Origin of the sequence: Novosphingobium kunmingense, assembly GCF_002813245.1 — a bacterium.
GTDB lineage: Bacteria > Pseudomonadota > Alphaproteobacteria > Sphingomonadales > Sphingomonadaceae > Novosphingobium > Novosphingobium kunmingense.
Map to the genome: position 1 here is coordinate 39,091 of NZ_PHUF01000004.1, position 20,922 is coordinate 60,012.

The window sequence follows — 20,922 nt, forward strand, 5'->3', positions numbered from 1 at the left end:
ACCGTCAAGAAAATTGCGGGAGAGAACATGTGTTGCCGCTGCCCGAACTGACGCGCGAGAATACGCCTTTCTGGACCGCCGGCGAACGCGGCGAACTCGTCATCGTGTTCTGTGACGATTGCACGCACGCAATCCATCCGCCGCAGTTGCTTTGCCCGGCATGCCAGTCACGGAACGTCGGTCCGCGCGCCGTGCCGGGGACAGGCAAGATCTATACCTTCACCGTCAATCACCAGCCGTGGATCCCGGGCATGGACGTGCCCTTCGTTCTTGCAGTCGTGGACGTTGACGGCGCCCCCGGCGTGCGCGTGACGGCGCGGCTTGCCGGTTGCGATCCCGAAGATGTGCGGATCGAGCAAGGTGTGCGGATCGGCTTTGCGCAGAGCGGTGACGTCTGGCTGCCGCATTGGCACCTTGTTGCAGGAGCGACGGCATGAGCGCGCTGGGCAAGGCGGCGATCACCGGCGTCGGCATGTCCGACATCGGGCGCAACACCGGCCGGCCGGCGATCATTCACCTGGCCGAAGCCGCCGACCGGGCGCTGGCCCGCGCCGGACTGACCCGGGCCGATATCGACGGCATCGCGACCTATCCCGGCAAGGCGGAGAACTCTCCGGGGATGTCCCCGCTCGGCACCGGCGAGGTGCGCAACGCGCTTGGCCTCCAGACACGTTGGCACAGCGCAGTGCCCGACGGGCCGGCACAGATGGCGCCGATCATGGTTGCCGCCATGGCGGTTCTGACCGGCCAGGCCCGGCATGTCATGTGTTTCCGGGCTCTTACCGAAAGCTCCTCGCAGACGGCCGGAAGGCGTGCCAGCATCGCCGGCGCGGGCAAGGCGCAGATCGGCGGGTGGATGGGCTGGCTCGCGCCGGTCGGCGCGCTGTCTGCTTCGAACTGGGCGGGCTGGATGGCCACGCGCTATTTCCACGAGTTCGGCATGACCCGCGAACATCTTGGCATGGTCGCCACGGGCGAACGGCGGTTCGCCCTGATGAACCCCGCGGCGGTGATGCAGAAGCCGCTGACCATGGATGACTATCTGGCGGCGCGGACGATCTCCTCGCCGCTCGGCCTGTTCGACTGCGACATCCCGATCGACGGCGCGGCGGTGGTGATCGTTTCGGCCCCCGACGCCGCGCGCAACTGCCGCCTTGCTCCCCTGGAGATCGAGGCGATGGGTTCGGCCTTGCGGTCGCAGGAAACCTGGGATCAGCGCGCCGACCTGACCACCATGGGCGCTCACGATGCGGGCGCCGACATGTGGTGTCGGACCAGCCTTGGCCCGCGCGACGTGGACGTCCTCGGACTTTACGACGGGTTCTCCATTTTCGTGCCCATGTGGCTGGAAGCCCTGGGCTTTTGCGGGCACGGCGAAGCCAAGGACTTCATCGCCGAAGGAAACATCGGGCCAGGCGGGCGCTTCCCTGTCAACACGGGCGGCGGGCAGCTTTCGGGCGGCCGTCTTCACGGCTTCGGCCTGCTCTACGAGGTCTGCCTGCAGCTTTGGGGCGAGGCGGGCGCGCGGCAGGTGGCAAACGCGCGGACCGGGGTCTGCGGCATGGGCGGCGGGTTCATTGCCGGATCCATGCTTATCCGGCGCGATTGAACGCGATCCGTCCCGCGATCACGCTCAGCATGACTCGCTCAGCCGTCAGATCGGCCAGCACCTCGCCAAGATCGCCCTCGCACAGCATCAGGTCCGCGCGGCGCCCGGCAACAATTTCACCGCTGCAATAGAGCCGTAGCGCTGCCAGCCGGTTAAGCCGCTCGACCGGCCCCAGCGCGATGCCGCCGGCCGTCCGCCGAAGCGCTGCCGTGCGCATGGCAAGCCACGGATCGGGATCGGCATAGGGCGCGTCCGATCCGCCGAGAAGCGCGATCCCGGCGCGGGCAAGGCTTGCCGCCGGATAGAGATGCCCCCACCGGTCGGGCTCGACGGTCTGCAGATAACGATCGCCGCGGTCATGGATGAAAGCGGGATTGGTGACGACGACAAGCCCCGCCGCGGCGATCACCGGAACAAATCCGGGCGGTATCAGGCCGCCGTGTTCGATCCGGTCTCCCGACCTTGCCCCGCCCGCTCCGTCGAGCGCGGCGAGATAGAGCGCAAGCTCCGCTTCGGTGACGCAGTGCGCCGCCACCGCGCGGCCCGAACCGTGCGCCGCGCCAATCCGCGCGACCAGGGTCTCCAGCGGAGGGAGATCGCGCTCGTCGAGCGCCAGCTTGAGCGGACCGAGCTCGTAGCCATCTCCTGCGGCGAGGTCCTCGCTACCCATCAGGATCATCCGCTGCGAAACCGCTGCTGAAAGGATTCGGGCCTCCTCGGTCCCGTTGTGCGCTGTGGCGTCGGTCAGTCCTGTCACGCCGAGCTGCGCCAGCCGCAGGGCTTCGCCGGCAAGGTCGGGCAGCGCTTGCGGCAGCGCGGCCGCGAGCCAGCGATCCTCGCGCCAGAATCGGCCGGTGGGGCGACCGTTCGCGTCCCGCTCGGCGCCGGCGGGCAGGTTGCGGGATTCCAGCAGCCGCAGCGCGGCCGAATTGAGCACCCTCAGCGCGCCAGTGCGATCGGCCAGCCGCAGCGGCCGATCAGCGATCCACGTATCAAGCCGCTGCGCATCGGGCAGGCCCGCAGCCCGTTCGTCATAACCGACCGCGCGAACCCACGCGCCGGGCGGCGCCGAGCGAAGCGCAGCCGCGATCATGGCGGGATCCAGCAGACCTGTCAGGTCGACCGACTGGCGGCGTGCGGCCAGTGCGAGGAGGTGGATGTGATGGTCGTGCAGTCCGGGAAGCAGGAGATGCCCCCCGCCGTCGATCTCCTCGCCCTTATGGGGAAGATCGGGTCCCACCGCGCTAATCGCACCGTCTGCAATGGCGACGTCGACCGGGGCGGTGCCCCATGGCCTTACCCGGCGCAGGACCAGCGTCATGCCAGGAACGCCGCATAGGCGGCGGCAATCCGCGCCATGGGCACGTCGATCAGCCCGCGCCTACCCGCGAGCACCCAGCGCGCCGCCTCCAGACCGGTCAGCGGATCCGCCAGCGCATCGCCGAGGAAACGCGGCTGGTCCGCCTCGAAGCTGACCAGTCTGCCTGCCACGGCGCAGTCATCGCCAAAGCCGACGCGGCCCGAGCCCGCCCCGGTAAAGCCGTGCGCGGTGATCGCCACCCAGGCGAGGTGAGGAAACAACCCGGGTTCAAGCCCCAGCCGCTTGAGCGCCGCGGGCCGCGCGCTCGTCACAATGGCATCGGCCGTTTCGAGCAGATCGACCAGTTCGCTGCGCCCGGCGGCCGTCGACAGATCGAGCTCGATACGTCTCTTGCCGCCGTTGATCCGCTTGTCGAGCGCGGGCGACGAAAGCGGCGTCGGATCCGGGCGCCCGACGCTTTCGATCCGCACGACCTCTGCGCCGGCCCTCGCCAGCAGGCCTGCGCAAAGCGGCCCCGCCCACAGCGCCGACAAATCGATCACCCGGCGCGGGACCTGCAAAGCCCCCACCCGCGCCAGCGTCATCGGCGCGGCTTCGCCAAGCAGCGCAACGGGAAGCTGCAGTTCGACCGCCCGATCGCGGAACCGGCCGGCCGGCCCATCGCCGATCATCGCCCCGATTGCGGACCACGGCTCTCCCGCCGGCCCGCCGGTCAGCGCCGGAATGACATCGCGGTCGTCTTGCCGTGCCAGATTGAGCGCAATCCAGCCATCGCTGGCGCGGAGCAGCCGACAGTGGCGGTTTGCCGAGATCAGGCCGGGTCTTTCGAGACCGCCGGGGGCATCTCGGGCGAGCACCTCGGCCGGAGTCAGGCCGAGGTCGGCCAGCCGGGGTTTGATCGCGGCATGGAGTCGCTCGATCATGCCGCGATATCGTCGACCAGGCCCCATGCGAGCGCCTGGCCTGCCCCGATCCGGAAGGCGCCCAGGGCCAACCACATCAGCCGGTGCCGCCCGATCGCCCGCGCGATGCTGGCGGTCCCCCCCGCGCCGGGAATCAGGCCCATCCGCAGTTCAGGCAGTTGCACGATCAGATCGGGCGCCGCGATGCGCCGGGCCGCAGCAGCCGGAACCTCGATCCCCGATCCGATGCAAGCGCCGTGCAAGCGCGCCTCGGTGCGCATTCCAAGGCGATGGAGCACGCGGGCACAGGATCGCTGGGTCCTGATCACATGGGCGGCGGCCAGATCCTGCGCGGTGCCGAACTCGCCGAGCGCACCGCCGGTCGAAAAGCACCGCCCATCGGCCCTGAGTAGAAGGGCCGGATCGCCCGGATCCTCGAGCACGTTGACGAGCGCTTCATAAAGCGCATCGCGCATTGCAGCCGTCATCGCGTTGCGATTGCCGGGCGACGCGAGTGTGAGAGTGACGCGCTGCCCATCGCGTTCGTAACGGACGGGATCGGCCGCCTGCGGCCCATCCGGCCCGCGCTTCGTGTTTCCAAGCCAGTCGCGGAACTCCGCGCCGCCGAGCAAGGCCGAATAGGCCAGCGATTCAACCTCGAGCGCGGCATCGAAGTCCAGCCCTTCGCCCAGGCGCAAGACTCGCGCCAGCATCGCCGCCGCGATCGGCCGCGCCCTCGCATTGCCCGCGACGGTTGCCAGCTGCTCTTCGAGCCGCTCCGCCCGGACCGTCACCCACGGCGCCGGCGCGCCGAATGCCGTGGTGACCATGGCATCGCAGGTTGCCGGATCGACCGCCGGCAAGGCACCGGCGCGGTCGACGATGACCGAAACCGCGCCCGCGGGTACGGCCGCGTCCGCTTCCAGCAGGACCAGTGGCGAACCGTTCAGCGGCGACAGCGCTTCGGCGGCGAGCAGGTCGGAGTAAGCCGGCGGCATGCCCTGTTCCATCCGCCAATATGCCGGTTCAGGCAATGGCCCCCTTGGCCTTCAGTTCCTCGATCTTGTCCCAGTCGACGCCCATTTCCATCAGGAACAGTTCGGTATGCTCGCTCGCTTCGGGCGCGCGCGTGTTCGACACCGTCTGCTTGTTGAACTGGACCGGGTTGGCAACCAGCTTGATCGGTGCGCCGCCGTCCGCGCTTTCGACTTCGAAGATCCAGCCGTTGGCCTGGACCTGCTCGTCGTTGGCGACGTCGAGCGGCGACTGGTAGGCAGCCCACTGCCCCTTCATCGTCTTGAGGCGCTGGAGCCAGTAGGCAAAGGGCTGGCGCAGCATCGCCTCGCGGACCAGCAGGTGCGCCGCCTCGGAGTTTTCGTTGAGCTTCTCGATCGTCGCGAAGCGCGGATCCTTCGCGCAGTCTGGGATGTCGAGGTGGGTGAAAGTGTCCTCGATCAGTTGCGAGGGCGAAAGGACGGTAAGGTTGATGTAGCCCCCGTCCGAAGTCTTGAAGACGCCCATGAACGGGTTGGTGCCGATCACCGTCTTGCCCGGCAACGGATTAGAGAAAGGATCGACCTGCATCTCCATGCAGACGTCGACCGAGCAGGCCGTCGCCCAGATCCCCGACGAGAGGAGCGAGACATCGACCTCGGTCGCCTCGCCAGTGCGTTCGCGGTGGAACAGCGCCGCCGCGATTCCGCCGGCAATGTTCATGCCGCCGATCGTGTCGCCATAGGCCGGTCCCGGCTGGGTCAGCGGCCATTCAAGCTCGCGCGGGGAAACGAGGATCGCGGAGCCGCCGCGCGCCCAGTAGGCAGTCGAATCGAACCCGCCCTTGTCCCGTTCGGGTCCCTTTTCGCCGAAGGCGGAGCCGCGGACGTAGATGATGTCCGGGTTTGCCGCTCGGATGTGCTCGAGGTCGATCTTCAGCTTCTGGCGGGCCGACGGCAGGTAGTTTGTCAGGAAGATGTCGCAAGTCTTGGCGATCTCGTAGATCAGGTCCTGCCCTTCGGGCGTCGATATGTCGATCCCGACAGACCGCTTGCCGCGATTGGGGTGCTGCATCAGCGCGTTGCGCCGCTGGTCGAGCGCGAAGCGCTGTAATTCCTTGATTCCGCGCTGGGCGTCGCCGCGCACGGGATGTTCGATCTTGATCACGTCCGCGCCCCAGTCGGTCAGGACTGCGCCGGCCGCCGGCACGAACGTGAACTGCGCCACCTCGAGCATGCGGATGCCCTTCATCACCTGGGTCATCGGCTGCGTATCCTCTTTATTTCGCGCTGAACGAGATCACCTTCTGGTAGGTGAATTCGTTGAGCCCATCCTCGCCATACTCGCGGCCGTAGCCCGAGCGCTTGATCCCGCCGAAGGGTGCGTCGGACAGCATCGTCCCCGCCCCGCCGTTGATCGCCACTCCGCCGGTGCGCAGGCGCAGCGCCATTTCGTAGGCCTTGCCCGCGTCGGTCGAGTAGATCGCGCCGGCAAGTCCGAAATCGCTGGCATTGGCCAGCGCGATCGCTTCCTCGTCGTCATCGAAGCCGATCACCGCCCCGACCGGTCCGAATACCTCTTCCTGGGCAATCCGGCTGTCGTTGCGGACGTTGTCGAACAGGGTGGGTTCGAAGAAAAACCCCTTGTCGAAGCCGGCGGGCCGCTTGCCCCCGGCGACCAGGGTGGCCCCTTCGTCCTGCGCGATCGCGACGTACTGTTCGGTTCGCTTGCGCGCCACTTCTCGGATCAGCGGACCATATGACACGGTCGGATCGGACGGATTGCCGATCTTGACGTGGCCGAGCATCCCCTTCAGCGATTCCACGAACTGCGCGCGCACCGAATTGTGCACGAGCAGCCGGGTCGTCAGCGCACAGCCCTGCCCGCAGTGGACGGTGAACCCGCCCAGCCCGGCCATCGCCGCCTGGGCAAGGTCGGCGTCCGGGCGCACGATGAGCGCCGACTTGCCGCCCAGTTCCATCACGATCCGCTTGAGCGTCGGGGCACCCTGAGCCTGGATCGCCTCGCCCACCTTGTCCGAGCCGGTGAAGTGGACAAGATCGACCCGCGGGTCGCTGGTCAGGATGCGGCCCGCCTCGATGTCCCCGGTGACGATCGAGAGAACACCCTTGGGCAATCCCACCTGGTCGGCGATTTCGCCCAGGATCAGGGCTTCCATCGGCGTGTAAGGCGACGGCTTGAGCACCACAGTGCAGCCGGCCAGCAGCGCGGGAACGACCTTGCCGATGTTGAGGAAGAACGGGAAGTTGTAGGGCGAGATCGCGGCGACCACACCCACCGGTTCGCGGCTGACGACACCCGTGCCAAGGGTCGTCGTGCCCTGCGCGTTGGGCGTCAGTTCGACCGGAAGCGAGGTTACCGGCGGACGGCTCGCCACTTCGACGGTGCGGCGGGCATGCTTCATCGGAATGCCGTATTGCAGGAACCCGGCCAGCATCTGCGTAGCCCCCGCCTCGGCCACGATCATGCGGACGATTTCGTCGCGGCGCTCGTCGATCGCGTCGAGAAAGCGGGACATCAGCGCCTGGCGATGAGCCATCGGCACGTGCGGCCAGTCGGAGTGGTCGAAGGCATGGCGTGCCGCGGCGATCGCCGCCTCGACCTGCTCGGCGCTGCCGACCGGCGCCTCGATCAGCAGGCTTTCGTCGGCGGGGTTGATCACGGCCTCGCGATGCGGGGCCGCCTGCCATTCGCCGCCGATATAGACGCTATCGGGATGTTTCAGAAATGTCATTGCACGCTCCAGACGATGGGCAGGTTCCGGATCGACAGCAGGCCAGGAGTTACAGTGGTGTCGGCGCCCGGCTTCACCTGGAAGGCCGGGATGCGCTGGAGGAACTCGTCGAGCAGGATGCGCAACTCGCGCCGTGCCAGATGCGCACCGAGACACAAATGAACGCCGCCGACGAACGTGTAGTGGCGGTTGGGGCTGCGCGCCGGGTCGAAGGTGCGCGGATCGGCGAACTGGGCCGGGTCGAAATTGCCCGAGGAATTGAGACAGGTGACATAGTCGCCGGCCTTCAGCGTCACCCCGTCCCAATCGAGGTCCTGCTTGACCAAGCGGAACGAGTTGACCAGCGGCTGGGTGCGCAGGAACTCCTCGACCGCGGTGTTGCGCAGGTCGGGCTCCGCGCGCAGGCGCGCCTGGAGCTTCTGGTCGAGCGCCATCCGGCGGAACATCTGGCTGATGGTCGAGGCAACGGTATCCAGCCCGCCCAGCCACAGGAACCAGGTCATCCCGATCACTTCGTCGGGCGTCAGGGCGCGGCCTTCGATCGCACCATTGGCGATGTAGCTGCCCAGCCGATCGTCGGGATTGCGCTGCTTTTCGGCAATGAATCCACGCAGGTAGGCGATCACCTGGCGCACCGCGTCGCCCATCCGCTGGGGGTCACGCGAATGGAGGATCTCCCATTCCCAGTCGAGGAACTGCTCGAACATCGCGAACGGCAACCCCATCAGGTCGAGGAATACCCGCACCGGATAGACCCGGCCGAAATCGTAGGCGATGTCGACTTCGCCCTTGCCCGCGAACTGGTCGATCATCTCCACGGCCATCGCCCGCACCGAAGGCTCGAGCTTTTTCAAGGCAACTGGGGTGAAATGGCCGTTGAGGAAGCGGCGGTACTTGCCGTGATCGGGCGGATCGATGCCGAGCGGGATCGACGGGAACGTCTCGCCCGCCAGCAACTGGAACTGGGCAACGCCCTTGGTGCTGAAGTTGTCGTTATCCTCGTAGACCCGGCGAATGTCTTCATAGTGCGAAACGCACCATGTTCCGTCCGGCTTGTCCGAAAACGCAAAGGGGCTGAACAGCAGCCGGGGCACGCCCGGTTCGCGCAGCTTGTCGGTCCGCGCATAGGGGTCGAGCAGGTCGTTCGGCTCATGGCCCATGGCAAAGCGGATATCGACCACCCGCTCGGCCGGCACGTGGGCCGGCACGGGCGCGTCGACCCGCCAGTCTGCAACGCTCATCGGTTCTCTCCTCAGGCCGACGCGAACATCCGCTGGATGTCGCCCGACGTGACCGGACGACGCGACTTGCCGACGATGTCCATGCTGTCTGTCTTGAGGCCACCCAGGTTGTGGCGCGGCGAAACGTCGACGTCCTTGCCCAGTTCGCGCAGGTGCCCGACCGTGCAGTTGGCCCTGCCGCCGTTGAGGCCAAAGGCATCGAAGCTGTAATCGCGCATCACGTTGAGGTGCGTGATCTTGTTGATCGTCTCCGGCTTGAGACCGTTGACCGAGGCCCACAGGTATTCGGGAACGTTCGGCCAGACGGTGTCGGAATGGGGATAGTCGCACTCGTAGGCGACCATGTCCTCGTTCATGTACTCGAGGTTCTTGATGCCGAACTGGTCGTCGATGAAGCAGCAGATGATATGCCGCTTGAACACGTCTGACGGACGCTCTCCGCCGAAATCGGTGAAGGTCCACTCGTGATGGTGTTCGTAGGTGAAGTCGGCGCGCTCGAGGAAATAGGGGACCCAGCCGATCCCGCCCTCGGACAGCGCCATGCGCAGATCCGGATACCGCTTCCAGAAGCTGGCAAAGGTCCAGTCGGCCGCCGAATTGGCGATCGAGATCGGCATGGCGGTGATCCAGGCGTCGATCGGACTTTCGTCCGACGGGTGCATCGCCCGCGCCCCGGTGCCGATGTGGCAGTTGATCACCATCCTGTAGTCCGAACAGGCCTTCCAGAACGGTTCCCAGTATTCGTTGTGGATGCTGGGCAGGCCGATGTTCGCCGGATTGTCGGAGAACGAGACGGCATGGACGCCCAGATCGCTCATCCGCTTAAGTTCCTTGAGCGTGGCGTCCATGTCCCAGGCCGGAACCAGGCACATCGGGATGAACCGGCCAGGAGCCGACGCGCACCATTCGGTGACATGCCAGTCGTTCCAGGCGCGGCAGGCCAGCAGGGCCTCTTCGGGGTCGCGCTGCGCCATGCCGACGAAGGCGCCGCCTGCAAAGCTGGGCATCGTCGGGAAATTGAGACTGGCGAGCACTCCGTTGGCGTTCATGTCGTCGACCCGCAGCTTGGGATCGAAGGTTCCCGGTCGCAACTGGTCGAAGGCCGACGGCTCCATCCCGTATTCGCTGCGCGGTCGGCCGACCACGGCGTTGAGACCGATGGTCGGAAACCGCTGGCCGTTCCACAGCCAGGTGTCCTTGCCGCCTTCCTTCACAATGCGCGGCGCCCGGTCCTTCTTGCCTTCGGGATAGTGGCGGATGAAGGCTTCGGGCGGTTCGACGGCGTGGTCGTCCACGCTGATGATGACCATGTCTTCCATCTGCATCGCAATTCTCCCGGTGGCTGGCCGCAGTTCGCTCGCGACTCAAAAATTGATGAAGTGTCAATTTACCCGATGGACGCCCCTTCGGCAATGGCCTAAATGTTCACCTGGTTATACAAGTGGAGAGTGCGTGATGGCGTTGCCGCCCACCCGGATCCTGCCGGTGATCGACAAGGACAACGCGGCCTACTGGACCTGGGGCGCAAACGGCGAGCTTGCGATCCATCGCTGCGCGGACTGCGGATACCGGGTCCACCCGCCGGTGCCCTTCTGCCCGGCCTGCGACGGCCGTTCGGTCGGGCCTGAGGCGGTGTCCGGCCGCGGCCGGGTGACCACGTTCACCGTCAACCACAAGCAATGGGTGCCGGGCCTGGCGGTGCCATATGTTCTTGCGCTGGTCGAACTGGTCGAGCAGCCCGACGTGCGGCTCGTCGCCAACATCACCCATTGCGATCCCGGCCAGGTTCGCTTCGGAATGGAGGTCGAAGTGTGGTTCGAACCGGTCGAGGACCTGTGGGTTCCGCTGTTCCGTCCGGCGCGAGGCGCGGCATGACGGCGCTGGCCGAAAAGAACACCGCGATCACCGGGATCGGACTGTCGGACGTCTCGCGCGGCGCAAGCAGGTCCGCCCTCGCCCTGACCGTCGACGCCGCGCTCGAAGCGATAGCCGATGCCGGCCTGTCCCGCGGCGATATCGATGGCATTGCCACCTGGCCGGGGGAGCGCGCCGATGGATCGGGCTTTTCGCCGGTCGGCTGCGCAGCGGTTCAGGATGCGCTGCGGCTCAAGCTGGGCTGGTACGGCGGGGGCGGCGAAGCGCCGGGCCAGTATGGTGCGGTGTTCAACGCCATCGGGGCAATCGCGGCGGGGCTGTGCCGCAACGTCCTCATCTTCCGGACGATGTACGAAGCGACCGCGCGCAAGACTGCCTTTGCCAACGCCCTGCTGCGCGAAGGCCAGCGCCAGGCCGGGCCGTTTGCGTGGTACGCGCCCTACTATACCTATGCCGCCGCGCTGCAGCAGGCCCTGTTCTTCAATCTCTATGTCCACAAGAGCGGCATCCGCCCGGACCAGGTTGCACAGATCCCGATCAACCAGCGCCGCAACGCCGCGCTCAACCCCAAGGCGATCTATCGCACCCCGATCACGCTCGACGACTATCTGGCTTCGCCGCTGATCGCGACGCCGCTCAGGCTGTATGACTGCGACGTGCCCTGCGACGGCGCGGTGGCGATAGTGGTCTCGCGAATGGACGTCGCCCGCACGCTGCGCAATCCGCCGGTGCGGATCGAAGCGATCGGATCGTCGATGCAGTACCGCAATTCGTGGACCCAGCTCGATGCGCTCGACACCCAGGCCCAGCCCAAGGTCGCGGAGATGATGTGGAGCCGGACCGACCTCGGGCCGGCCGACGTCGACATCGCTCAACTCTACGACGGGTTTACGTTCCATACGCTCAACTGGCTCGAGAACTTCGGGTTCTGCGAACGCTTCGGCGCGAAGGACTTCATCGAGGGCGGGCGGCGGATCGCTCTCGAGGGCGATCTGCCCGTCAACACGGGCGGCGGTGCGCTGTCGGCCGGCAGGCTGCACGCTTACGGCGCGGTCCACGAAGCTTGCACCCAGTTGTGGGGCCGCGGTGGCGAACGGCAGGTCAAGCGCGACCCGCGTGTCTGCGCGACCTCGACGGCCGGAGGCCCGCTGGCCGGGGCCATGCTGCTGGTGCGGGACTAGTCGCCGAGCGAATCGACGATCCGGCTGCCTTCGCCTTCGCTGGTCCAGGTGACGTTGGCGTTCCGAAGGTGCAGGCGCCAGTGGGCGACCGCGCCTTCGACGTCGCCCGCCTCGATCAGATTGACGACCTTCTGATACGAACGAAGCCCCGCGCGATGACTTTTGCGCCGGCCATCGCTGCTCCGCGGGTGCCGCTTCTGGAAGTCGCGCTGGTGCTTGCCGGCAAGGCTCAGCAGCATCCGGCTGAGGAAGGTGATGGTCTTGAGCCCGGTTGCCGCGACCAGCGCCTGGTGGAACACCTCGACCCGTTCGATGAATTCCTCGTGCTTGTCGGCGTCCAGCAGGGCTTCCATATCGGCCAGCAGGTTGCGCAAACCCACCACGGCCCCGCCGCCCCGGTCCGTCGCCAGCCAGCGCACCACCGACGGTTCGATGGCAAGGCGCGCCTGGTAGAGGTCGGCAATCGTGGTGCCCTGCGATTCAAGCACGTAACCGGCATAGCGCGAGACCAGATCGATCGACGGCTTGTGCACCTTGGCCCCGGTTCGCGATCCGCGCACGACGCTGATCAGTCCTTCGGCCTCGAGGATGCGGAACGCCTCGCGCAGCGTAGGGCGCGAGATGCCCAGGCTCTCCATCAGCTGCCCTTCGGGTGGCAGGCTATCGCCTTCGTTGAGTTCGCCTCGGACGATCTGGGCGCGGATCTTGTCCGCGACGATCTCGCTGGTCTTGGGCACGTGGATGCGCTGCGGCGCAGCTGCTGCATCGTCGATCGGGCCTAGCAGCATCACAGTCTTTCCTTCCCGGACCATAGCGGTCGACGGGTAAAGATAGTGAACTTGGTTTTATAACTAAAGCGCATTTTGCGCGGGGCGGAGAGTTTGTCCCCGGAATGTGATGCCATTCACCCGGCACGTGGCCTCGTTCCAGCCTCTAGCCACCTTGCCCCAATGGCGCAAAACAATTCGCGAGAGCGCACGTTACCCCCCGAACGAGAGCCCTTCGTTGAGCGTCCACTTGCCGTTCCGCCCTCGCACCCAGCCGCCGGCCGCCGCGGTCCCGCCATCGACGGGCAGGATCACGCCGCTGATGTAGGAAGCCGCCGACGAGCACAGGAACGCCGCCGCCTCGCCGCACTCGGCGTCGATCCCTTCGCGGCCCAAGGGGATCAGCCGGTTCATGGCATCGGCGGCTTCGGGGCTCGGCCGGCGCCAGGCGGACGGATCGACCGGACCGCTGCGGTTGCCGTGGTTGCCGGGCGTGATGGTGTGATCGGGTGAGATGCAGTTGACCCGGATGCCATGGCCGGAAAGCTCCACCGCCATCGACTTGGTGAAGTTGACCATGCCGGCCTTGCACGCGGCATAGACGGCAAAGTTGGGTGCCGCGCGCTCGGCCTCGATCGAGGCGACGTTGACAATGGCCCCGCCGCGGCCGCCGCGGATCATGATCGGCGCGGCGGCGTGTGTCGCCGCGAGCATCGAGACGAGGTTGATGTCGATGTGACGCCGCCAGCTTCGCTCGCTCTGTTCGAGGAACGGGCGCGCCGCGGTACCGCCGGCGTTGTTGACCAGGATGTCGAGCCGGCCGAACGCGGCATCGGTCGCCTCGACCGCCGCGCGCACCGCGTCGGCGTCCATCGCGTCGCCCGGCACGGCGAGGGCGCGGCAACCACGTTCCCGGACCCGTTCGGCCGCTTCCTCGGCCCGCTCGGCAACGATGTCGAACACGGCCACGTCGGCTCCTGCCTCGGCCAGCTTGAGCGCGATCGCCCGGCCGATGCCGCCACCGCCGCCGGTAACGAAGGCGGCTTGCCCGGCAAGCGAGATCGTCAGCGCCATGGGGCCTGCTTTGTGATGGAGTCAGTCATCGTCGAGCCCGACGCCCATCACCGCGCCGGTGACATAGGCGGCGTAGTCGCTGACCAGATAGGCCGCGAGATTGAATAGCGTATCGTCCGCGGCGCAGGTCTGGACAGCGTTGACGCGGATACCGTCGCGTGCCCATTCGACCCCAAGCGTCTTCGTCAGGTTGCCCAGCGCGCCGCCGGCAGCGGCCTGGTCGCTGCCCAGCGTCTGCTCGGGCGCACCGATGAACAGGATGGCGCCGGGCTTCCCCGATTCCCGCCGGCTTGCAGCAAACTCCCTGGCAAAGTGGAAACGCTGGTCAAGCCCGGCGTCGAGCGCCCCGCGCCATTCGGCGAAGCTCAATTCGTGCGCCAGCCTGGCCGGCGGGGGCGGGGCGGCATGGATCAGGACGTCGCAATCCCCGCCCTCGACGATCGTTGCGCCGTGCGCCGACAGCGCCGCGGCCAGTTCGGCGCTGCCGTTGACAAGGCGCGCGGTCTTTCCCGACAGCCAGCCCATCAGCGCCACCCCCACGGACCGTCCGCCCGTTCCCGGGGGGGCACGAAATCGGGCATCATCAGCGAGCGGCGCAGGCTTTCCCCGCCGTCCTGAAGGATGACCTGGCCGGTCAGCCCTTCCAGCAGCGGAGTGCAGGTCAGCGCGGACAACCAGCCGAACTCATGGATCGAACCGGTGCGTCCGGCCGGAATCATGTTCTGCAGCGGTTCGGTCCCGCCTTCGCGCCGTCCTGCAGTTGAGGTTTCGTGGGGGAAGAACCCGGCCGCTATCGCGTTGACCCGAATGCCGAAGGGCGCCCAGTCGCGCGCCATCTTCTTCGTCATCGTCGCCTGCGCGGTCTTGGCCGCGGCCGAATGGGCATCGCCGGGGAAACCGGTCCAAATGTACTGGGCGGAATTGTTGACGATCGCCCCGCCCTCGCCCCGGGAAATCCGCCGCCGGGCAAACTCGCTCGAGCACAGGAAGGTGCCGTCGATCGCGATCCGCGTGACCGCGTTCCACGCGTTGACCGAAATATCCTCGGCAAGGACGGGAAAGTTCGCCCCGGCGTTGTTGGCAAGCAGACTGACCGGCCCCAGTTCGCGCTCGACTTCGTCGAAGGCCGCGGCGACCTGGTCGGGATGCCGCACGTCGCAGCTCAGCGCGTGAGCCCTGACCCCGAGCTCGTCGATCCGGGCGGCGCCGGCCTGGGCCTTTTCAAGGCTGCGCCCCATGACCGCGACCTGCGCTCCGCCCTGGGCGAAGGCCCGCGCCATCGCCAGCCCCATGCCCGACCCGCCGCCGGTGACCAGGACGGTGCGCCCCGAAAATATGTCGGCGGAATAGGGCGGCGCATCGAACGGCGGCGGCAGGGAAATGACGTGATGGGCGGGAACCGGCATGGTCAAAGCTTGCGGTCGAAGGTCTGGCCTGTCAAGACATAGCTAACTAGGTCATATAAGAAGGGGATGCAAATGGAGGTTCTCGCCGAAGGCCTGGCCTTCCCCGAAGGACCGGTCGTGATGACCGACGGATCGGTGATCCTTGTCGAGCTGTCCGGCGGGCGGATCACCCGGTGCTGGAACGGTCGCCAGGAAACTATCTGCGCGATCGGCGGCGGTCCCAACGGTGCGGCCATCGGCCCGGACGGCGCGCTGTGGGTCTGCAACAACGGCGGACTTGACACGGCGAAGTTCCAGCACGCCCGTGGTCCGGGGTGCGAGGGTCGGATCGAGCGGGTCGACCTCGCCTCCGGCCGGTTCGAGCGGGTTTACGACAGCTGCGACGGGATCGGATTGGAAGCCCCGAACGACCTCGTCTTCGACGCCGAGGGGCGGATGTGGTTCACCGATCTGGGCAAGAGCCACGACGGCATCCGCACTGCCAGCGGCCTGTTCACCTGCCTGCCGGACGGCAGTTCGATCACCGCGATCAACCGCCGCGCCGTCAGCTACAACGGCATCGGCCTTTCTCCCGATGGAACGGCGATCTATTGCGCCGACACCCACCAGGCGCGGTTGTGGCGCTTTGACCGCAGGGTCGAGCCGCAGCGGCCGCAATGGGTGGCAACAGCTCCCGGTCCGGTCGGTTTCGACAGCCTGGCGGTGACCGCCGCCGGGAACGTCTGCGTGGCGACGCTGTTCGACGGCGGCATCACCACGATCACGCCAGAGGGCGCAACGACCAGGCGCGACTTCGACGACGCCTATGTCACCAACATCGCCTTCGGGGGATCCGACATGCGGGACGCCTTCATCACCCTTTCGGCACAGGGAGCGCTGATCAGGGTGCGCTGGGACGAGCCGGGTCTGCGGCTGGCCTTCAATGGCTGACCTCGCCGCAGACCGCGACTCGATCCGGCACCTCCTCGCCCTCTACACCTACAACGGCGACCGCGGCCGCGTGGAGCAACTGGCCGCGTGCTTTGCGCAGGCGGGCGTCCTCGAATTTCCCGGCACCGTTGCGACGGGACCGGACGATATTGCCGCGGCACTGCAGTCCGGAACCCGCAATCCGGCGCTCAGCTTCGTGCATCACCACATCACCAATCCGCTGATCGAAATCGATCACGATACCGCCACGGCGCGGTCCTACTTTTCTGTCCATACCGACATCGGACCCGACCATTCCGGCACCTATTCCGACTGGCTCGTTCGAACTCCGCAGGGCTGGCGCTTCGCCCGGCGGCTGGTGCGGATCGACTGGCAGGCCCCCGGATCCCTGTTCAGAGCGATGGTAACGCGCTGATCGATTTGACACTGTAGTGTCATTCTGACACCGTTGTTCTATGTCCGATTCGCATTCCGCGCCGATCCGCCTGCTCGACGCCCTGGTTCGGTTGCAAGGCCGCCTGAGGGGCGCCTTTGCCGAAGTGCAGCATGGCACCGGGCTGTCGCAAATGGAGCACACCGTGCTAGCTGCAGTCGCCGAAGCACGCAGCGCGCCGACCGTGCCGCAGATCGGCCGATCGCTGGGCCACCCGCGGCAGGTCATCCAGCGCGCCGCAAACGCCCTTCGCGCCAAGGGCCTCATCTTGGTGACCGACAACCCCGATCACAAACGCGCCCAGCTCCTCAGTGCAACGTCGGCGGGGGCCGCCATCCAGGCCGAATGCAATCGCCGCGCCGAGGCTATTGCCAAGCGCTTGCAGGAGCAGACGGAGCCAGTCCGTCTCGAACAGGCAATCGTCCTGGTGGAGGCGATACGCGCCGACCTCGACGCTGGAGCAAGGGGCGACGGGGCATGAGCGCTGCCCTCGCCGATCCCGAACGGTTGGCCCGATGGCTCGACACGCAGATCCCCGACCTTGGCGATGGCCCCTTGCGGATCGCCCAGCTTCACGGCGGCACCTCCAACGTCATCCTGACGCTCAATCGCGGCGGCAGCGACATGGTTCTGCGCCGCCCGCCCGCCGTGCCCCCGCCGGGCAGCGAAAAGGGCGTGCTGCGCGAAGCCCGCGTGTTGACGGCACTCAATGGAACGCCGGTCCCGCATCCCCACTGCCACGGCGTGTGCGACGATCCGGACGTCATCGGCGCGCCGTTCTACGTGATGGAGCGGGTCGAAGGCTGGGCCGCCGAACTGCGCGACGAACGGATCCATCACCGCGCCCCGTTCGACCGTGCGCCCTGCGAATACGGAATCGCCTATGCCATGGTCGATGGGCTCGTCGCGCTCGCCAATGTCGATTACCGCGCGGTCGGGCTGGAAGGCTTCGGCAAACCGGACAACTTCCTCGAACGGCAGGTCGACCGGTGGGAAAGCCAGATCCGTTCCTACCCCCGGCTCTATGGCAGCCAGTGGCGCGACCTTGCGGGGTTTGACTATGCGCGCGACTGGCTCCGCGCCAACGTGCCCGACGATTTTCGCGCCGGCGTGATTCACGGCGATGTCGGGACGCCGAATGCGCTTTTCGCCTTTGATCGCCCGGCCCGGCTGACAGCGCTGATCGACTGGGAACTGTCGACCATCGGCGATCCGCTGATCGACCTTGCCTGGTTTACCGGACGGCTGCGCGACGAAGACCGACCCGGCGAGATCGGCGAAGCAACGCTCTACAACGTCGCCAATTTCCCCACGCGTCAGGAACTTGCCCGCTATTACGCCGCCGGGACCGGCCGCGATCTCGCCCGGTTCGACTACTACTGCGTGCTGGCCGCCTACAAGAGCGGCTGCATCCTCGAATACAAGGTTGCCCAGAGCGCGGCGGGGATACTCCCGCGCGAGACGGGCCTATTCTTCGACAAGCTGGTCCGGGCGGCCTTCGCCCGCGCAGAGAGCCTTGCCCGCAAGGCCGGATAAGGAAGCCCTTTACCATGTGGAACTTCTCTACCGACCCCGACTTCCAGCACCAGCTCGACTGGATGCTCGATTTCGTGAAGCGAGAGATCGAGCCGCTCGACTACCGTTTCCCCGGGCACGGCGCGCCCTATGACGTGCGCAACGCCGAAAGCCGCGCCGCTATCAGGCCGCTTCAGGACGAGGTGCGGCGGCGCGGCCTGTGGGCGTGTCACCTGGGTCCGCACCTTGGCGGACCGGGGTTCGGCCAGGTCAGGCTGGCGCTGATGAACGAGATCCTCGGCCGGTCCTACTGGGCGCCGACCGTCTTCGGCACCGCCGCGCCGGATACCGGAAATGCCGAGATCCTTGCCATGTTCGGCACCGACGAACAGAAGGACCGCTACCTGAAGCCGCTGATGGATGGCGAGATCGTCTCGTGCTTCTCGATGACCGAACCGCAGGCCGGTGCGGATCCCAAGGAATTCGCCTGCAAGGCCACGCAGCAGGGCAACGAATGGGTGATCGAGGGCGAAAAGTGGTTCTCGTCCAACGCCCGCTATGCCGAATTCCTGATTGTCATGGCGGTGACCAATCCGGAAAACCCGCCGCACGGCCGGATGAGCATGCTGATCGTCCCGACCGATACCCCGGGCGTCGAAATCATCCGCAACGTCAAGGTCATGGGCGACAGCCATTCCGCAGACGACGGGATCCACGGCTACATCCGCTACAATCAGGTCCGGGTTCCGCTCGATGCGATGCTGGGCCAGCCCGGCGAAGGCTTCAAGGTTGCCCAGGCGCGGCTTGGCGGCGGGCGGGTGCACCATGCGATGCGTACCCTCGGCAAATGCCAGCGCGCGCTCGACATGATGGTTGAACGGGCCAATTCGCGCCAGACGCAGGGCAAGCGCCTTGCCGAGCACCAGTTCGTCCAAGGCATGATCGCCGACAGCTGGATCGAGCTCGAGCAGTTCCGCATGCTGGTGATGAAAACCGCCTGGACCATCGACGAGATCGAGGCCGGACGTGTCCCCCCGATCGCGCCGCGGACGCTGATCGCGATGTGCAAGGTACAGATGGCAAAAGTCTATCACGACATCATCCAGCGCGCGATCCACATACACGGCAGCCTCGGTGTCACCCTCGAACTGCCGCTGGCCGATTGGTGGGGCGGCGTCGCCAGTCTCGCGCTTGCCGACGGACCGACCGAGGTACACAAGGCCCAAGTCGCCAAGGCGCTGCTCAAGCGCGGCGCGGCGGCGCCCGGACTGTTTCCGAGCGAGCATATTCCGACACGCATGAAGGCGTCTGGCTGATGGATCCGCTGTTCGATTTCACCGGCAAGGTGGTGCTCGTCACCGGGGGCAGCCGCGGGCTCGGTTACCAGATGGTCAAGGCCTTTGCAGAACGAGGGGCAAACGTCATCATTGCCAGCCGCAAGCTCGATAACTGCGAAGCCGTGGCCGACGAATGCCGGGCACTGGGCCGCCGCGCGCTGGCGCTTTCGGCCCACGTCGGCCGCTGGGCCGAATGCGATGCGCTGATCGAGGCAGCCTATGCCGAATTCGGCAGGATCGATGTTCTGGTCAACAACGCCGGCATGTCCCCGCCATGCCCGAGCCACGAATTGGGTGAGAGCCTGTTCGATTCGGTGCTCAACCTCAATTTCAAGGGGCCGTTCAGGCTGGCGAGCCAGATCGGCCACCGCATGGCCCAGGGCGACGGCGGCTGCATCATCAACATCAGCTCGACCGGTGCGCTGATGGCGCTTCCGGGCGTGGTTCCATATGGCGCGGCCAAGGCAGCGCTGAACGCCATGACGGTCTCGCTGAGCCGCGAGTATGGCCCCAAGGTGCGGGTCAACACGATCAGCGCGGGCCCCTTCCTGACTGACATCGCAGATGCCTGGGATCCCGCCAAACGGGAAAAGCAGCCGGTTGCACTGGGCCGCCCGGGCAATCCCGAAGAAATCGTCACCGCCGCTCTGATGCTGGCCAGTCCGGCGTCATCGTATACAACCGGTGCGCTGCTGCGGGTCGATGGAGGTCAACAATGAGCGCAACCCTCTCAGGCAAAGGGTGCGTCGTCACCGGAGCCGCTTCCGGGATCGGCAAGGCGCTGGCCGAGCAGCTTCACGCAGCGGGAGCGCGCCTGGTGCTGGCCGACATCGATCTGACCCGCACCGAAGCTGCGGCTGCCGAACTGCCTGGAACAATTGCCCTCCACTGCGATGTCAGCGATCACGCCAGCGTCGAGGCTTTGGCGCACGCCGCCGCACAGCAACTGGGGCAGATCGATCTGGTTTTCGCCAACGCCGGGACCATCGTCAATGGCCCGCTGGTGAAGTCGACCCCCGAGGAATTCGACTGGCTGATGGCGGTGAATCTGCGCGGCGCCTGGTCTTCGTTGACGGTGTTTGCGCGCGCTTTGCTCGAACAGGATCAGGGCGGCAGGATCTGCGTGACGGCATCGGAGCATTCGCTGGGGCTGCAGCACACAGGCGCGGGGATTTACACCGCCAGCAAACAGGCCGTGCTCGCCCTCGCCGACGTCATGCGCGCCGAACTGCCCGACAAGGTCGGGATCAGCGTATTCTGTCCGGGGTTGGTCTCTACCGGGCTTGCCGATGCTGTTCGTCCCGCGTTCGTGCGGCAACCCAAACCACACCAGCTCGAATTTTCGCGCGCGGTGCAGTCGCAAGGGATGAGCGCAGCGCAAGCCGCCGAAGCGGCCATAGCCGGCGCCGTCCGCGGCGATTTCCTGATCGTCACGCATCCCAATTCATTTGCCGCAGCAAAGCGCCGCTTTGCCGAGATCGAAGCCGCGTTTGCCGCGCAAGCTCCGGTTGGCGCTGACGCCGATCGCTATGACGTAAACCGGATTGCCGCCGATCTGCTCGCAGCACAGGAGCGCAAGTAGC

General features: G+C 66.6%; 22 protein-coding genes. 11 read left to right on the plus strand and 11 right to left on the minus strand.

Annotated elements, in window-relative coordinates; all coding sequences use genetic code 11:
* Nucleotides 1-29 precede the first annotated feature (29 nt).
* Both B0I00_RS09670 and B0I00_RS09675 read left to right on the plus strand, forming a co-directional pair.
* Nucleotides 30-437, plus strand: coding sequence for a Zn-ribbon domain-containing OB-fold protein (locus B0I00_RS09670; protein ID WP_100867216.1), 408 nt, complete (start codon nucleotides 30-32; stop codon nucleotides 435-437).
* Nucleotides 434-1,609 (plus strand): thiolase family protein, encoded by a 1,176-nt coding sequence (locus B0I00_RS09675; protein WP_100867217.1) that lies wholly within the window; start codon nucleotides 434-436, stop codon nucleotides 1,607-1,609. The genes B0I00_RS09670 and B0I00_RS09675 overlap by 4 nt, the downstream gene beginning before the upstream one ends.
* Here the strand turns inward: B0I00_RS09675 and B0I00_RS09680 are convergent.
* From B0I00_RS09680 to B0I00_RS09710, 7 genes are read right to left on the minus strand one after another with little or no spacing between them, the layout of a single operon-like run.
* A complete protein-coding gene (locus B0I00_RS09680; RefSeq protein ID WP_100867218.1) occupies nucleotides 1,593-2,930 on the minus strand; it encodes an amidohydrolase family protein in 1,338 nt (445 codons plus the stop codon). The two genes, B0I00_RS09675 and B0I00_RS09680, sit on opposite strands and share 17 nt — an antisense overlap.
* Nucleotides 2,927-3,853 carry a CoA transferase gene (locus tag B0I00_RS09685; protein WP_157812524.1) on the minus strand — a complete coding sequence of 309 codons (927 nt, stop codon included), beginning with the start codon at nucleotides 3,851-3,853 and terminating at the stop codon, nucleotides 2,927-2,929. Before B0I00_RS09685 ends, B0I00_RS09680 begins: the two co-directional genes overlap by 4 nt.
* The gene (locus B0I00_RS09690; RefSeq protein ID WP_157812525.1) at nucleotides 3,850-4,830 is read right to left on the minus strand and encodes an enoyl-CoA hydratase/isomerase family protein; all 981 of its coding nucleotides are present in this window, start codon (nucleotides 4,828-4,830) and stop codon (nucleotides 3,850-3,852) included. Before B0I00_RS09690 ends, B0I00_RS09685 begins: the two co-directional genes overlap by 4 nt.
* 28 nt (nucleotides 4,831-4,858) lie before the next feature.
* Nucleotides 4,859-6,088, minus strand: a complete 1,230-nt coding sequence (locus tag B0I00_RS09695) for a CaiB/BaiF CoA transferase family protein (protein ID WP_198519201.1) — start codon at nucleotides 6,086-6,088, stop codon at nucleotides 4,859-4,861.
* Nucleotides 6,089-6,104: 16 nt separating this feature from the next.
* The gene (locus B0I00_RS09700; RefSeq protein WP_100867221.1) at nucleotides 6,105-7,580 is read right to left on the minus strand and encodes an aldehyde dehydrogenase family protein; all 1,476 of its coding nucleotides are present in this window, start codon (nucleotides 7,578-7,580) and stop codon (nucleotides 6,105-6,107) included.
* Nucleotides 7,577-8,821, minus strand: coding sequence for a cytochrome P450 (locus tag B0I00_RS09705; protein ID WP_100867222.1), 1,245 nt, complete (start codon nucleotides 8,819-8,821; stop codon nucleotides 7,577-7,579). The genes B0I00_RS09700 and B0I00_RS09705 overlap by 4 nt, the downstream gene beginning before the upstream one ends.
* 11 nt (nucleotides 8,822-8,832) lie before the next feature.
* Nucleotides 8,833-10,146 (minus strand): amidohydrolase family protein, encoded by a 1,314-nt coding sequence (locus B0I00_RS09710; RefSeq protein ID WP_100867223.1) that lies wholly within the window; start codon nucleotides 10,144-10,146, stop codon nucleotides 8,833-8,835.
* 130 nt (nucleotides 10,147-10,276) lie between these two features.
* Between B0I00_RS09710 and B0I00_RS09715 the strand changes: the two genes are divergently transcribed.
* Nucleotides 10,277-10,696 (plus strand): Zn-ribbon domain-containing OB-fold protein, encoded by a 420-nt coding sequence (locus B0I00_RS09715; protein WP_100867224.1) that lies wholly within the window; start codon nucleotides 10,277-10,279, stop codon nucleotides 10,694-10,696.
* On the plus strand, nucleotides 10,693-11,877 hold the full coding sequence (locus B0I00_RS09720; protein WP_100867225.1) for a thiolase family protein: 1,185 nt from the start codon (nucleotides 10,693-10,695) through the stop codon (nucleotides 11,875-11,877). The genes B0I00_RS09715 and B0I00_RS09720 overlap by 4 nt, the downstream gene beginning before the upstream one ends.
* Here the strand turns inward: B0I00_RS09720 and B0I00_RS09725 are convergent.
* The 4 genes from B0I00_RS09725 to B0I00_RS09740 all read right to left on the minus strand — a co-directional run bounded on the left by B0I00_RS09725 (nucleotide 11,874) and on the right by B0I00_RS09740 (nucleotide 15,124).
* A complete protein-coding gene (locus B0I00_RS09725; RefSeq protein WP_100867731.1) occupies nucleotides 11,874-12,665 on the minus strand; it encodes a FadR/GntR family transcriptional regulator in 792 nt (263 codons plus the stop codon). The two genes, B0I00_RS09720 and B0I00_RS09725, sit on opposite strands and share 4 nt — an antisense overlap.
* A gap of 192 nt (nucleotides 12,666-12,857) precedes the next feature.
* Nucleotides 12,858-13,718, minus strand: a complete 861-nt coding sequence (locus B0I00_RS09730; RefSeq protein WP_100867226.1) for an SDR family NAD(P)-dependent oxidoreductase — start codon at nucleotides 13,716-13,718, stop codon at nucleotides 12,858-12,860.
* A 21-nt stretch (nucleotides 13,719-13,739) separates the two neighbouring features.
* A complete protein-coding gene (locus B0I00_RS09735; protein ID WP_157812526.1) occupies nucleotides 13,740-14,243 on the minus strand; it encodes an SDR family oxidoreductase in 504 nt (167 codons plus the stop codon).
* Complete coding sequence (locus tag B0I00_RS09740) at nucleotides 14,243-15,124, minus strand: SDR family NAD(P)-dependent oxidoreductase (RefSeq protein WP_100867228.1); 882 nt, start codon at nucleotides 15,122-15,124, stop codon at nucleotides 14,243-14,245. Before B0I00_RS09740 ends, B0I00_RS09735 begins: the two co-directional genes overlap by 1 nt.
* 72 nt (nucleotides 15,125-15,196) lie before the next feature.
* On the opposite strand from B0I00_RS09740, the gene B0I00_RS09745 reads away from it, so the two are divergent.
* Genes B0I00_RS09745 through B0I00_RS09775 form a run of 7 tightly spaced genes read left to right on the plus strand, consistent with a single transcriptional unit; the run spans nucleotide 15,197 to nucleotide 20,921 of the window.
* The gene (locus B0I00_RS09745) at nucleotides 15,197-16,054 is read left to right on the plus strand and encodes an SMP-30/gluconolactonase/LRE family protein (RefSeq protein ID WP_100867229.1); all 858 of its coding nucleotides are present in this window, start codon (nucleotides 15,197-15,199) and stop codon (nucleotides 16,052-16,054) included.
* Nucleotides 16,047-16,469 carry a nuclear transport factor 2 family protein gene (locus B0I00_RS09750; RefSeq protein WP_100867230.1) on the plus strand — a complete coding sequence of 141 codons (423 nt, stop codon included), beginning with the start codon at nucleotides 16,047-16,049 and terminating at the stop codon, nucleotides 16,467-16,469. The genes B0I00_RS09745 and B0I00_RS09750 overlap by 8 nt, the downstream gene beginning before the upstream one ends.
* Before the next feature lie 40 nt (nucleotides 16,470-16,509).
* Nucleotides 16,510-16,968 carry a MarR family winged helix-turn-helix transcriptional regulator gene (locus B0I00_RS09755; RefSeq protein WP_100867231.1) on the plus strand — a complete coding sequence of 153 codons (459 nt, stop codon included), beginning with the start codon at nucleotides 16,510-16,512 and terminating at the stop codon, nucleotides 16,966-16,968.
* The gene (locus B0I00_RS09760; RefSeq protein ID WP_100867232.1) at nucleotides 16,965-18,023 is read left to right on the plus strand and encodes a phosphotransferase family protein; all 1,059 of its coding nucleotides are present in this window, start codon (nucleotides 16,965-16,967) and stop codon (nucleotides 18,021-18,023) included. Before B0I00_RS09755 ends, B0I00_RS09760 begins: the two co-directional genes overlap by 4 nt.
* Before the next feature lie 14 nt (nucleotides 18,024-18,037).
* On the plus strand, nucleotides 18,038-19,318 hold the full coding sequence (locus B0I00_RS09765) for an acyl-CoA dehydrogenase family protein (RefSeq protein ID WP_100867233.1): 1,281 nt from the start codon (nucleotides 18,038-18,040) through the stop codon (nucleotides 19,316-19,318).
* Nucleotides 19,318-20,058 (plus strand): SDR family NAD(P)-dependent oxidoreductase, encoded by a 741-nt coding sequence (locus tag B0I00_RS09770; protein WP_100867234.1) that lies wholly within the window; start codon nucleotides 19,318-19,320, stop codon nucleotides 20,056-20,058. Before B0I00_RS09765 ends, B0I00_RS09770 begins: the two co-directional genes overlap by 1 nt.
* A complete protein-coding gene (locus tag B0I00_RS09775) occupies nucleotides 20,055-20,921 on the plus strand; it encodes an SDR family oxidoreductase (RefSeq protein WP_100867235.1) in 867 nt (288 codons plus the stop codon). Before B0I00_RS09770 ends, B0I00_RS09775 begins: the two co-directional genes overlap by 4 nt.
* Nucleotide 20,922: the final 1 nt, after the last annotated feature.

What these genes read in the sequence shown, in the direction of transcription:
- B0I00_RS09690 (WP_157812525.1), bottom strand. Translation starts at nt 4,830, where the DNA reads ATGCCGCCGGCTTACTCCGACCTGCTCGCCGCCGAAGCGCTGTCGCCG.
- B0I00_RS09725 (WP_100867731.1), bottom strand. Translation starts at nt 12,665, where the DNA reads ATGCTGCTAGGCCCGATCGACGATGCAGCAGCTGCGCCGCAGCGCATC.
- B0I00_RS09705 (WP_100867222.1), bottom strand. Translation starts at nt 8,821, where the DNA reads ATGAGCGTTGCAGACTGGCGGGTCGACGCGCCCGTGCCGGCCCACGTG.
- B0I00_RS09715 (WP_100867224.1), top strand. Translation starts at nt 10,277, where the DNA reads ATGGCGTTGCCGCCCACCCGGATCCTGCCGGTGATCGACAAGGACAAC.
- B0I00_RS09710 (WP_100867223.1), bottom strand. Translation starts at nt 10,146, where the DNA reads ATGCAGATGGAAGACATGGTCATCATCAGCGTGGACGACCACGCCGTC.
- B0I00_RS09700 (WP_100867221.1), bottom strand. Translation starts at nt 7,580, where the DNA reads ATGACATTTCTGAAACATCCCGATAGCGTCTATATCGGCGGCGAATGG.
- B0I00_RS09685 (WP_157812524.1), bottom strand. Translation starts at nt 3,853, where the DNA reads ATGATCGAGCGACTCCATGCCGCGATCAAACCCCGGCTGGCCGACCTC.
- B0I00_RS09750 (WP_100867230.1), top strand. Translation starts at nt 16,047, where the DNA reads ATGGCTGACCTCGCCGCAGACCGCGACTCGATCCGGCACCTCCTCGCC.
- B0I00_RS09770 (WP_100867234.1), top strand. Translation starts at nt 19,318, where the DNA reads ATGGATCCGCTGTTCGATTTCACCGGCAAGGTGGTGCTCGTCACCGGG.
- B0I00_RS09695 (WP_198519201.1), bottom strand. Translation starts at nt 6,088, where the DNA reads ATGACCCAGGTGATGAAGGGCATCCGCATGCTCGAGGTGGCGCAGTTC.
- B0I00_RS09675 (WP_100867217.1), top strand. Translation starts at nt 434, where the DNA reads ATGAGCGCGCTGGGCAAGGCGGCGATCACCGGCGTCGGCATGTCCGAC.
- B0I00_RS09760 (WP_100867232.1), top strand. Translation starts at nt 16,965, where the DNA reads ATGAGCGCTGCCCTCGCCGATCCCGAACGGTTGGCCCGATGGCTCGAC.
- B0I00_RS09735 (WP_157812526.1), bottom strand. Translation starts at nt 14,243, where the DNA reads ATGGGCTGGCTGTCGGGAAAGACCGCGCGCCTTGTCAACGGCAGCGCC.
- B0I00_RS09740 (WP_100867228.1), bottom strand. Translation starts at nt 15,124, where the DNA reads ATGCCGGTTCCCGCCCATCACGTCATTTCCCTGCCGCCGCCGTTCGAT.
- B0I00_RS09775 (WP_100867235.1), top strand. Translation starts at nt 20,055, where the DNA reads ATGAGCGCAACCCTCTCAGGCAAAGGGTGCGTCGTCACCGGAGCCGCT.
- B0I00_RS09745 (WP_100867229.1), top strand. Translation starts at nt 15,197, where the DNA reads ATGGAGGTTCTCGCCGAAGGCCTGGCCTTCCCCGAAGGACCGGTCGTG.
- B0I00_RS09720 (WP_100867225.1), top strand. Translation starts at nt 10,693, where the DNA reads ATGACGGCGCTGGCCGAAAAGAACACCGCGATCACCGGGATCGGACTG.
- B0I00_RS09755 (WP_100867231.1), top strand. Translation starts at nt 16,510, where the DNA reads ATGTCCGATTCGCATTCCGCGCCGATCCGCCTGCTCGACGCCCTGGTT.
- B0I00_RS09680 (WP_100867218.1), bottom strand. Translation starts at nt 2,930, where the DNA reads ATGACGCTGGTCCTGCGCCGGGTAAGGCCATGGGGCACCGCCCCGGTC.
- B0I00_RS09765 (WP_100867233.1), top strand. Translation starts at nt 18,038, where the DNA reads ATGTGGAACTTCTCTACCGACCCCGACTTCCAGCACCAGCTCGACTGG.
- B0I00_RS09730 (WP_100867226.1), bottom strand. Translation starts at nt 13,718, where the DNA reads ATGGCGCTGACGATCTCGCTTGCCGGGCAAGCCGCCTTCGTTACCGGC.